The organism is Vibrio sp. YIC-376, from assembly GCF_052353105.1.
Taxonomy (GTDB): domain Bacteria; phylum Pseudomonadota; class Gammaproteobacteria; order Enterobacterales; family Vibrionaceae; genus Vibrio.
Genome location: NZ_JBBWFK010000019.1, coordinates 22,980 through 34,319, shown reverse-complemented (window position 1 = coordinate 34,319; position 11,340 = coordinate 22,980). Strand labels below are relative to the sequence as shown.

The window sequence follows — 11,340 nt, the reverse complement described above, 5'->3', positions numbered from 1 at the left end:
TACTATCCACTGCCAACGGTTTCTGTTGGCAGTGCCATTGCGGAGAATTTGAAATATGGCCAAAGGCGATATCATCCAGCTATCTTTTGAAACTTTCACCGATAGCGATACGAACGTAAAAGTGACGCGTTTAACGCCAACTGACGTGATTTGTCATCGTAACTACTTTTACCAAAAATGCTTTACTCAGGATGGACAAAAGCTTTTATTCGCAGGTGACTTCGACGGAAATCGCAACTATTACCTGCTAGACCTTGAAACGCAAAAAGCAGTCCAACTGACAGAAGGCGCTGGTGATAATACCTTTGGCGGTTTCATTTCAACGGATGAGAGTGCATTTTTCTATGTGAAAAACGAACTGAATCTGATGAAAGTTGACTTAGAAACATTCGAAGAAACAGTCATCTACACGGTTGATGAAGAGTGGAAAGGCTACGGCACTTGGGTAGCAAACTCAGACTGCACGAAGTTAGTGGGTATTGAAATTCTGAAACGAGACTGGCAACCGCTGACGTCTTGGGAGAAGTTCGCAGAGTTCTACCACACCAACCCAACTTGCCGCCTGATCAAAGTTGATATTGAAACTGGTGAACTGGACGTGGTTCATCAGGAAAGTGCGTGGCTTGGCCACCCGATTTACCGTCCATTTGATGATTCTACTGTTGGCTTCTGTCACGAAGGCCCGCACGACTTGGTTGATTCGCGTATGTGGCTGGTTAACGAAGACGGCAACAACGTTCGTAAGATTAAAGAGCATGCTAAAGGTGAATCTTGTACGCACGAATTCTGGATCCCAGATGGCAGTGCGATGGCATACGTGTCTTACTTCAAAGGCCAAACGGATCGCGTTATCTACAAAGCAAACCCTGAAACATTAGAGAATGAAGAAGTGATGGTAATGCCACCTTGTTCACACCTGATGAGTAACTTTGATGGTTCTTTGATGGTCGGTGATGGTTGTGATGCTCCTGTCGATGTTGCAGATGCAGACAGTTACAACATTGAAAATGACCCGTTCTTGTACGTGCTAAACACTAAAGCGAAATCGGCGCAAAAACTGTGTAAACACAGCACATCATGGGATGTTTTGGACGGTGATCGTCAAATTACTCATCCGCATCCTTCATTTACTCCAAATGACGACGGTGTGTTGTTTACCAGTGACTTTGAAGGTGTGCCTGCAATTTACATTGCTGAAGTGCCGGAATCTTATAAGCACTAATTAAACAGTGAATAGCTACGTAAACGCCCGGTTCTGCCGGGCGTTTTTTAATTGAATCGCTATTGATTGGATTCCGCGTCTTCACGCTTGATCACTTTATGCCCATCTTCTGAAACACCTTGCTTCCAGTAGCTGCTGATGTAGATATTTTCACGATCAACTTCCTTTTCATTACGGAAGTATTGGCGTAAAGCGCGCATTGAATCGAACTCACACGCACACCACACGGCGGCATCACCCTCCAACCATTCTAATTCACGAACGGCTTCTGCCAGAGCTTGACCTTCTGTCAGCCAAATCAATTCCATTCCGGCTGGTGCGTGCAGAGGTTGAATGTCTGCGGCGGAGATGACACTGATTACTGCGTAGCCTTTCGCTTCTTCTGGCAAAGTGCGAATTTTAGCTGATAGAGCAGGGAGTGCGGTCATATCTGCCGCCATAAAAAACCAGTCTGCTTCGGTATTTAAGTTAGATATGGTTCCAGGACCAACGATGTTGATGACATCTCCTTTCTGCACCGACATTGCCCAACGGGCCGCAAAACCACACTGTAAATCTTGTGTGATGTGACGGACAAAATCCACTTCAATACTAGAGGTTTCTGGATAGAAGCGGCGAATAGTATAAGTGCGCATCAAAGGTCGATTCTCTTCTGAAACGGGTTGTAAATCGGTACCACCCATCTCATTAAAGAGCAGCTTAATGTAGCCACCTTCACAGTCTGCAGGGAACTGGCTCAGTGCTTCACCCTGTAGAGTAAGGCGCTGCATGTTTGGAGTAATCGTTTCTGTATGTGTGACCACAAGTTCTTTTGGTTGAGGTTTCTTTTTCATTTTCACTTTCTCGATAATTATTCTCTTTCTCATTAAAGATTATCAATATCCGTCTTGAGAGAGTAGCGTCTTTAAACAAATTTACATTGTGAATCGAAATTGAAACCTCAGTAAAAAGTGTCTTCTGTTCTGATATTGGTCAATCAATCGTTGAACTTGTTCCTAGAGCTATTTCGGCCTGAGTTCATCTATATCATCGGGATCGTCGACAGAAGAAGCAAAGCCGCCATGCCATAGTTAAACCCTTTTACACGTTTAGGTGTGGTTAGCCAGCGCTGAAGCTGCATCCCAGCCGCAGTCCAAAAAGTTACTGACGGCAGATTGGCTAAGCAGAAAATACCCGCAATAAAGGTTAGCTCTAACCATACCGCGCCTGTGCTGTATACGGTAATTGCGGTGAGCGCCATCGACCAGCCTTTTGGATTGACCCATTGAAACGCCATCGCACCGATAAATGACATCGGACGAAAATCGTGTTTAACGTCGGATTTATCGCTGGTGGCAATTTTATAAGTGAGGTACAGCAAGTAGCTCAAACTCATTACTTTTAAAATTGAATGGGTAACCGGATAGGCATGAAACAAGCTCATTAAGCCAATGCCAACCAGAATCAGCATCAAACCAAAGCCGAACGTAATACCTAACATATGCGGAATTGTCCGTTTAAAGCCCACATTCGCACCCGATGTCATCAGCATTATATTGTTAGGCCCCGGCGTGAATGTTGATACAAAAGCAAATAGCGCCAATGCGCCTAATTGATGGTATTCCATAGTATGTTCCTTAACTTAAAACCCGTCTCACATGGACGTTAGCTAGAGAACAACTATAAGTAGAAACGTCATCAATATTGTGCTTTTATTGACCTCAGTTGATTTTATTTGGCAACAAAAATTCATTATGGATAGATTTGACGAAAGAATATTGCAAGAACTTAAATTGGACGGAAGAATCTCCAATGTCGAGCTGTCTGAGCGCGTTGGATTGTCACCCTCAGCGACGTTGCGCCGGGTGCAAGAGTTGGAGCGAAAAGGTGTTATCAAAGGCTACCGAGCGGTGTTGGATAGCGAGCAACTTGGTGTAGGTTTTATCGCCTATGTCTCGATTGGTTTGGCTTCTCATTCAAAACGAGCACAACTCGATTTCGAAGAGCACGTCCGTTTTGTTAAAGAGGTGGTGGAATGCCACAACATCACTGGTGCGAACGAATATTTGTTGCGGGTAGAAACGCGAGATTTGGCAGCTTATAAGGCGTTTCATGCGAATGTGCTGGGTGAGTGTGAACACGTTCAAGGGATTACAACCATGGTGGTGATGGATACACCAAAAGATGAACGATGATGAATCAATCTGTGTAGCACGTGAATTTGAAGTGGCTCGAAAGAGTCAGTCGAGTATGAGATGGCTAAGGTGTCTACTCGCCTGGCTTCCACTCAGTCCAATTGAGCATCGCGTAGTCGGCAAGCTTGAGCATCGGGATGTCTTCATGGGTATCACCATAGGCATAAACAGACGCAAAATCGCTTAGTGAAAACGCCGCTTTTACGCGCGCGACTTTTCTTTCTAAACTGCAATCGCCTTTGAGATAGACTCCGCTGATTGTTGCCTTTTTCGTATCGAGTTCACTGCATAGCAGGTAGTAACCATTCGCTTCACACCACGGTTGCAAATACAGGTTTAGTGAAGCGGAAACAACGACGATGATATCGCCTTGTTGTCGGTGCCAATCCAACTTATCTATCGCTTCTGACCTCAGATGGCGGGGGATGATGTCGTTGGCGAATTGAGTACCGATGGCTTTGACTTCTTGAGTCTCTTTACCTGAAAAGGCAATGAAACTGGTGATTGGACGCATAAAGCGCGCTGGCAAAATACCAAGTTTATACAGCAAGTAAAATGGTATGATCACTATCCCGCCCACTTTCTTTCTAAAGCCAGAAGCAGAATAGTGAAGGAACAGGCTGAACATGTCCTGACGAGTAATGGTCCCATCAAAATCAAATAGTGCCAGTGACGGCTTTTTCGCATCGTTCAATTTCTTAGCCTACTGTTCTAATATTTTTGTTCACTGAGGTCAGTCGCTTGAAATTATTGGTAAAACACCGCTAACCAGATGGTCTCCTGATTGGGGTCAGTCCAGCTCACTTTGTGTTTGGTGTGCGCCGGGATATTAATGTGGTCACCTGCCTCAAGTCGTTTTACCGAGCCATTTTCGAAGGTCAGTTCTCCGGTCCCTTTTAACACTAATACCCACTCGTGTTCTTCTTGGTCATACCAACCATGTTCAGGTGAAGTTTGTCCATGAGAGACAATGCGTTCAATGCGCAGATTTTCGCGGCACAGCAGATCTTCAAACGTTTCTTCACTGACATCATTGGGTAAATCTTTAAACAGGTTCATCGTATTTCCTAGTGAATGCTCAGTTTTAAACTCGCAAGTTATTGCCAGCGTTGACTATTGACGATCATAACACCAAACAGAGACACGAGATGCCATTAATAGCCAATCTCCGTCCAATAAAGAATTGTATAAATCGGCTGGGCTTTCTTCTCACACGCACATTTTGCATTACAAGCTTGTAACGCATTTGCATAATATGTTGATCGGTTTGGCGTTTTCTAATACAGAACAGCTATATTTTTTACAAATTGATTTCCGTCAATTTAGTAAGGTTTTTATGTGCTAGATTGCGCCGAGTTAAAAAATATAAGTACCCGAGTGCGCTAATACTCTGACTTTCCGATGGTTCTTACCGGAGAGCCATAAGCACGTCATTAGGTACAATACGAAGCCCCTAAAAGGAAATTAAAATGAAAAAAACAATCTGCAGTTTGGCAGTGGTTGCTGCGCTCGTGTCACCAAGTGTTTTCGCTCATAAGCAAGGTGACTTCGTTCTTCGTGTTGGTGCGGCATCTGTCGTTCCTAATGATAGCAGCGACAAAATTCTTGGTTCACAAGAAGAGTTGGAAGTGGATTCCAACACACAGCTTGGTCTGACGTTTGGCTATATGTTTACGGACAACATCAGCTTCGAAGTGTTAGCGGCAACGCCTTTTAGCCATGACATTTCAACAAATCTATTGGGATTGGGCGATATCGCTGATACCAAACAACTACCACCAACCTTTATGGTTCAGTACTACTTTGGTGAGCCTCAAAGTAAGTTCCGTCCATACGTTGGTGCAGGTCTTAACTACACCATCTTCTTTGATGAAGGCTTCAACAATAAAGCGAAAAATGTTGGCTTGACCGATCTTAAATTGGATGATTCTTTCGGCTTAGCTGCCAACGTAGGCGTGGACTTCATGATTAACGATCAATGGTTCCTCAACGCTTCAGCGTGGTATGCAAACATTGAAACAGAAGCGACGTATAAGTTTGGCGGCGAGAAGCAAAAGACTGACGTAGAGATTAACCCTTGGGTATTTATGATCAGCGGTGGTTACAAGTTTTAAAGAAAAACCAGTAGTTTTCAGGGTCAGTTGACCTTGCTAGCAACATTTGCAACGCGAAAGGCTATAAGCCCTAGCGCATGACAATTTTGGCATGGCTTTAGGGGCGGTTTACGGGGCCGCCCCTCTTTTTGTTCTCATCTTAAATCGTAATGATTTAATCAAACGTGACCTCGGTGAAGTGTGGATTTGCCTTAAGCGCTCTCATCGCAAGCAGATTTTCGGTCGGAAAGGCAATGTGCTCTCCGTCGACATCCAGAAATAGGCACTCTTGTCGCTGCATATCAAAACCGGTATCGAATGCTCTCCCCTGATGGATTTCACCATTTTTCAGAGTGATTTCGACAGGTAGCTGAAACATGCAGGCTATTTCAATAAAATCGTATTGGTTGCAGGTTACCATTGTACTTCTCCATTTCCACCAACGCTCCTTATAGTGTAATCCGTGTAGCGTTTTTGGCTTGAGATTGATTTTCTGAAGAAAAATTTTTTCTGTGAAACTTAATCTTCATCTTACCCCTCATCTTGGTCATGAAATAGACATATAAGCAGGCTTTACTACAACTATCGTTGAGTAAACGTAGATAACACATGTCTGAAACGACCCTAAAAAACACCTATCTAAGCCGTAAACGTAGTTTGAGTTCATTGAATACTTCGCAAACTTATAATGCGCAACTCGCATACCGTATTCATCACTCTCCTCAGTTTGAAAACGGTCGTGTCAAAAATGCGATGCCAAATGTACCAAGCCACCAGTCATTTTGGCAGGTTCTCTGGAGCTATTTAGGCGGACGAGCACCACTGTGCCCAAATGAAGATTTGCCGTATTCTCCAATCTATCAGGATCAGTTTTCCCAACGCACTGACTCAATGCGGGTGACTTGGTTGGGGCATTCAACCATGTTGGTGGAAGTGGATGGTGTCCGTATTCTGACGGATCCTGTTTTTGATTATGCTTCTCCACTGATCGCGAAAGCATGGTTTGAGCGTAATATCCCCAATACCCACGCAAGAGAGAGCTTGCCTATCCCAGATATCATCGTGATCTCGCACGATCACTACGATCATCTGGAGGCCTCGAGTATCCGATTTTATGCTGACAAATCGGTCACATTTTATGTTCCGCTTGGTGTCGGCAAACACCTTATCAAATGGGGAGTGTGTGCTGATAATATTGTCGAATTTGACTGGTGGGAGAGTGTTCAGTACGCCAACATCGAGCTTATCTGTACGCCAGCTAATCATAACTCAGGGCGCACCTATCTGGATAAGAACTCTACCCTGTGGGCTTCCTGGGTCATCAAAGGTCGAAGAGAAACGCTGTATTTTAGTGGTGACAGTGCTTACGACCAGCACTTTTCTGAGATTGCACTGCGATGTGGACCGATAGATATCGCCTGCTTGGAAGTTGCGGCAGATGTGAAGGACAAGCAAGGCTATCCGGTAGAAAACTGGGGTCACATGCAAGCGCACCATACCGTACAGGCGTTTAAGGATCTGCAGGCGAAAAAACTATTGCCTGTCCATTGGGCGACGTATGAGCTATTTACTCATCGATGGGATGAGCCGATTTTAGATTTGATAGCGCACTGCCAAAGAGACAGTCTTACGTTGCTTACTCCGATGCCAGGAGAGAGTTTTTACATTCAAAATGAACATAGAAATTGCAACTGGTGGTTGAAGGAAACTGACGATGAGTCTGTAAGCAGCGTACCGGTGTAACGCGCTCTTGGATTCAATCTTCGTTATTTCTTGAATTTGTTGCATCGCTTAACTCGCTTTTAATTCGTAGAACTTCGCAATTGAATACGGGCGAGTGCCTGCTGCCAAATCCGTAACATATCATCGCCAAACAGATAAAAGCACATATCAAGTGGGCGGTATTCAGGGCGGTGACAGATGGACATTGCTATTTCTGCTGCTTCTTGTGGAGGGTAACCATAAACACCACAAGAGATAGCAGGTAGAGCGACGGTTTGGCATCCATTTTGTAGTGCCAGATCGAGAGCATGTTGATAAGCAGATTCCAGTACCGCTCGAGGGTCGGAAAATTTGTTGTATATCGGGCCAACGGCATGAATCACGTAACGTGCGTTTAAATTCCCGGCTTTAGTAATGCGAGCTTCGCCAAAAGGGCAGCGGATGCCGTTCACATCTTCCACTTCGTAACACGCATTTTGCAATGTAGGACCAGCAGCATAGTGAATTGCGCCATCAACACCACCTCCACCGAGCATTCATGGGTTGGCAGCATTAACGATAGCGTCAACCTCCGCTGTGGTGATGTCTCCTTTAATCAATGAGATATTGTTCATGTTACTTGCCTTATAAAATCTGGTTCTAAATGAGTCGGACACTATTCACTTTTTACCTGAGGCTTTAACTCGACGACATTCCCTTCAGGATCATTAATATAGAGTGAGCGTCCAAAACCCTGTGCACCATAACGCTTGGAGAAATCCTCAGTTTTAATATCGTGTGAGAGCAGATACTGGCGTAGTTCACTTTCTTCAAAAGGCGCAAGTTGCAGGCAGAAGTGATCGATATTCCTTCCATTTTGCACCGGAGGTTTCCCACCAAGTCTTCCCAGTTCACTCTCTACCGTGACGATATCAATCAATGCGATTCCTGCTCGGAGCTGGGTTAAGCCTAGCTCGGCCAGTTCCCTTTCGACAGGACAGCCCAATATGTCGCGATAGAAATGCAGCATGGCATCGAGATTACTGGTTCTTAAAACTATGTGGTCGAGTGCTTTGACTTCGATAGGATTATGACTAGACATGTATTCCTCCTCTGATTGCTTTGAGGATAGCATATGACCTTAGCGCTTTTTTATACGTGCTAATGTCTTGCAAAGGAGAAACGGTGGCTAACCTAGCATAAGGAGGCGGCAGTGATACGTTGAGCTTGCGTTATTAGCTCGCCAATGCAGAAACCGCCTGCTGCACAGTTGTGAAATGGATTTTAATGATGCATCTCTGTGCTTGACTGAATTCATGAGATTGGATGAGCGCGGTTACCTCTTCAACAGGCAAAATTTTATCCCTGCTCATCAGCGTGATTTGGTTGATATTTTCAGAATTCAAACCGAAGGTACGACCATGTGAATCAATCACGTAATCTTCTTGTCCCCAAATGAGCGATTCGCACTCGGCATGTAAGTCTGAATGGGAGTGCAGATAGATGAGCTCGTCATCGCCGTCTAGTTTTAGTAAGCATGGCCACAATACGTTGTTTAGTGTCATTCTATCGCCTCGTTAATGATTGGGGTTAAAAGCCGGAATTTGGCATTTTTAAAAACTCGATTTCCTCTGGCGTACTTTTTCTTCCTAATATCGCATTGCGATGTGGATAGCGCCCAAATTGGTCGATGATGGCTTTGTGTTTTAACTCAAAATCGTAGTTCTTTTCAAGTCCCGGAGCTCGAAACAGCTTTTCTGCTTCTACATGGATGACACGAGATTCACTGTGCATGAACGGCATGTACAAAAAGCTACGTTGATCGTGATTAAGCGCTTTATGCAGACCGAGTCGAATGGCCTCTTGCGCTAACGAGAGCGCGAGTGGATCTTGTGCAAACGCTTTTGGTGTATTGCGGTACACATTACGCGAAAACTGGTCGAGTACAATGATTTCGGCTAATCGTCCTTTTGCGCTGTCGCGCCAGCTAAAGAGTTCGCATCGAGCGGCTTGTTCGAGCAGTGATGAGAACCGAGATTCAATGAGTTTATCCAGCTCTGGACTATTTTCGAACCAATTTTGAGGGGACAGTTCTTCAAACCAGAATTTGATGATCGACAGGTACATTTCGCTTCCTTGTCTTGCAAACAATCAGTAACGAAGAGCCAGAAGTATAGATTCTGGCTCTCAGTTTTACTATCGTCCGTATGTGTCTACAATGTAGCGCTCAAAATCATCGCACATTTGCTCGTCAGAAATGACGTTGCTTGCCAGTTCTTTACTGCCGTCGACGACTTTAATTGTCGCGTTCAGCGAAGTCACTGGTGCTCGTTCACGCGTTTCAAGCGCTTTGATTTTCTGTTGCTGAACTTCCCAGGCTTGCTCTGATGACAGGTTACAAACGTCTGCAAGGTATTTGGCATTAAAGCCCTCGCCAGTCAGACTGACAATGGTTTCATTGTGAGAAAGGTTGTTGCCAGCGTGCCAGTAATGTTTAGCTAGCAGTGGGCCGATCTCTGGGTTATCTGTAAGGTAGCCAAACTTATCTAAGAAGTATGCTCGAGTCTGATAAACCGCCATATGCGCCAATAGGTAACCTTGATACGCACAAGCCGCTTCATCCGATAGCAGATGTGGAATCGCCATTAACGGGCGAGGACTGCATTCCAAACCAAGGATCTGCTTCTCGCAATCTCGCGCAAGTTGAGTAATGCGCTCTGGTGTTAGTTCATCATCGCTTAGCTGATACAGTGCGCGCTCAAAATATGGTACGACCAAGATACTGCGCTCTTCGTAGGCTTTGAATGGCTGACGGCTATTGATCATCGCTTGAATGATCTCATCAGGTACTGGGTTACCTTTATCATCCAGTGCGTATTGTTTTAGCCAATCCGCATCGGTTAGCAGGCTGTCACAGAACATCGACTGGGTTTCTGCATAAGCCATGGAAGTTGGCGCAAACTCCTGCGAGAAACAGGGTGCGTTCATTTTTACGTTGGCAAAGTGGGCTGCGTGGCCGCCTTCATGGAATAACGTATTGATGCCATCGTAGCCGCTACCCACTTGGTCTGGTTTGGCATTGCTTGTGAAGTTGACCTGCGCAGCAACCCATTTACCTTGGTTGTAAAAAGAAGGAATAGGGCCGTGGCAGAATCCATTCGGGTATTTGCCTTTACGATCGAGCAGATCCAGAGTCAGCGTCGCGCCTGAGTAGTCGATATTCAGACGACCGAACGACTCTACCCAACGTCGCAAAGACTTTGAAAACGGTACGTATGGATCAAGGTCACGCATCACGTCGCCCGCGAACGAGTAGATAAAGTTATGTCCTGTTAGTGCTGTTTGACCTTTCTCTTTCGCCAAATTCTCTAAGCTTGTCAGGTGGGCATTTCGGGTACGCTGCTCAAAATCATCCAGAATCCCGAACAGTTGCTCAGTCGTCATCTTCTCAGTTTTTTGCACCGAGTAGTCGAAGAACGTAGCGTAACCAAGTGAGCGGGCAAACTGATTACGCAGTTTAATCAGTTCGATAAATCCATTCTCTAGTAGCCATTGCTCAAGATTTAGTAACGCTTGATGAGCGGATTGGCGCACCGCTTCGTGATTATTAGTACGAATGGTAGAACTTAATACCGGTAATGAGCCCTCTGTTTGCTTTCCATTTTCATCAGTAAAGGTCTGAATGTGATTTTGTTTTTTCTCGAATAGCTCTGCTTCAAACGCAATGAGCTGATTTTTAAGTGCTTGCGCATCTTTACCTTCGATTGCGTGTGATTCAAACATCGCTAGCCAGCCTGACAGACCCGTTTTGGTTTGCTGTTTCTCTTGCTGATCAGCGATTGAGTCTGCGGCTTCTAACTGTTGTTTGATTGCCGTAATTTGTTCAGCGTTGCTTAAAAAGCTTGTCCATGCAGTTTGTGCCTGCGTCGAGCCATCATGATCATCGCTGATCCCCATGTAAGTTTCCCAAAAGAAATCTTCTTTAGTGCGGTGAATCGCGAGATAGCGTTGGTTGAGGTCGTTGAGGTAATCCGTTGCGTTCATTTTGATCCTTCAAATGGTTGCGTTATGTAGTCAGTTGATTATTACACGCTTAGGAGCAAGAAAGGAGTTGGAGCGTTATTTACTGCCTTTGCATTTCGTAAACGTA

Annotated in this window: 14 protein-coding genes; 4 read left to right on the top strand and 10 right to left on the bottom strand. The window is 44.9% G+C overall.

What is annotated here, in order from left to right:
• The first annotated feature begins 55 nt into the window (after window positions 1–55).
• A complete protein-coding gene (locus WJM94_RS22120) occupies window positions 56–1,222 on the top strand; it encodes an oligogalacturonate lyase family protein (RefSeq protein ID WP_444496331.1) in 1,167 nt (388 codons plus the stop codon).
• 59 nt (window positions 1,223–1,281) lie between these two features.
• On the opposite strand, the gene WJM94_RS22115 is transcribed toward WJM94_RS22120, so the two are convergent.
• Both WJM94_RS22115 and WJM94_RS22110 read right to left on the bottom strand, forming a co-directional pair.
• Window positions 1,282–2,055, bottom strand: coding sequence for a siderophore-interacting protein (locus WJM94_RS22115; protein WP_444496330.1), 774 nt, complete (start codon window positions 2,053–2,055; stop codon window positions 1,282–1,284).
• Between the two features lie 188 nt (window positions 2,056–2,243).
• Window positions 2,244–2,828, bottom strand: coding sequence for a LysE family translocator (locus WJM94_RS22110; protein WP_444496329.1), 585 nt, complete (start codon window positions 2,826–2,828; stop codon window positions 2,244–2,246).
• Window positions 2,829–2,955: 127 nt separating this feature from the next.
• Here WJM94_RS22110 and WJM94_RS22105 point away from each other — a divergent pair, with 127 nt between their 5' ends.
• Entirely contained in the window at window positions 2,956–3,396 is a 441-nt protein-coding gene (locus WJM94_RS22105; protein ID WP_444496328.1) for an Lrp/AsnC family transcriptional regulator, read from the top strand.
• 73 nt (window positions 3,397–3,469) lie between these two features.
• On the opposite strand, the gene WJM94_RS22100 is transcribed toward WJM94_RS22105, so the two are convergent.
• Window positions 3,470–4,090: an HAD family hydrolase gene (locus tag WJM94_RS22100; protein ID WP_444496327.1), complete on the bottom strand. Its 621-nt coding sequence runs from the start codon at window positions 4,088–4,090 to the stop codon at window positions 3,470–3,472.
• 53 nt (window positions 4,091–4,143) lie between these two features.
• Entirely contained in the window at window positions 4,144–4,455 is a 312-nt protein-coding gene (locus tag WJM94_RS22095) for a cupin domain-containing protein (protein WP_444496326.1), read from the bottom strand.
• 410 nt (window positions 4,456–4,865) lie between these two features.
• Here WJM94_RS22095 and ompW point away from each other — a divergent pair, with 410 nt between their 5' ends.
• Entirely contained in the window at window positions 4,866–5,510 is a 645-nt protein-coding gene (gene ompW, locus WJM94_RS22090; RefSeq protein ID WP_444496325.1) for an outer membrane protein OmpW, read from the top strand.
• Between the two features lie 154 nt (window positions 5,511–5,664).
• Here ompW and WJM94_RS22085 read toward each other — a convergent pair whose 3' ends face one another.
• Entirely contained in the window at window positions 5,665–5,910 is a 246-nt protein-coding gene (locus WJM94_RS22085) for a Rho-binding antiterminator (RefSeq protein ID WP_444496324.1), read from the bottom strand.
• A 188-nt stretch (window positions 5,911–6,098) separates the two neighbouring features.
• Between WJM94_RS22085 and WJM94_RS22080 the strand changes: the two genes are divergently transcribed.
• Entirely contained in the window at window positions 6,099–7,232 is a 1,134-nt protein-coding gene (locus tag WJM94_RS22080) for an MBL fold metallo-hydrolase (RefSeq protein ID WP_444496323.1), read from the top strand.
• Window positions 7,233–7,291: 59 nt separating this feature from the next.
• Here WJM94_RS22080 and WJM94_RS22075 read toward each other — a convergent pair whose 3' ends face one another.
• The 5 genes from WJM94_RS22075 to WJM94_RS22055 all read right to left on the bottom strand — a co-directional run bounded on the left by WJM94_RS22075 (window position 7,292) and on the right by WJM94_RS22055 (window position 11,234).
• Entirely contained in the window at window positions 7,292–7,747 is a 456-nt protein-coding gene (locus tag WJM94_RS22075; RefSeq protein ID WP_444496322.1) for a macro domain-containing protein, read from the bottom strand.
• Window positions 7,748–7,866: 119 nt separating this feature from the next.
• Window positions 7,867–8,292 (bottom strand): VOC family protein, encoded by a 426-nt coding sequence (locus WJM94_RS22070; RefSeq protein WP_444496321.1) that lies wholly within the window; start codon window positions 8,290–8,292, stop codon window positions 7,867–7,869.
• A gap of 133 nt (window positions 8,293–8,425) precedes the next feature.
• Window positions 8,426–8,755: a DUF4144 family protein gene (locus tag WJM94_RS22065; RefSeq protein WP_444496320.1), complete on the bottom strand. Its 330-nt coding sequence runs from the start codon at window positions 8,753–8,755 to the stop codon at window positions 8,426–8,428.
• 25 nt (window positions 8,756–8,780) lie between these two features.
• Window positions 8,781–9,317, bottom strand: a complete 537-nt coding sequence (locus WJM94_RS22060; RefSeq protein ID WP_444496319.1) for a DUF924 family protein — start codon at window positions 9,315–9,317, stop codon at window positions 8,781–8,783.
• A gap of 69 nt (window positions 9,318–9,386) precedes the next feature.
• On the bottom strand, window positions 9,387–11,234 hold the full coding sequence (locus WJM94_RS22055) for a M3 family metallopeptidase (RefSeq protein WP_444496318.1): 1,848 nt from the start codon (window positions 11,232–11,234) through the stop codon (window positions 9,387–9,389).
• Between the last annotated feature and the right edge of the window lie 106 nt (window positions 11,235–11,340).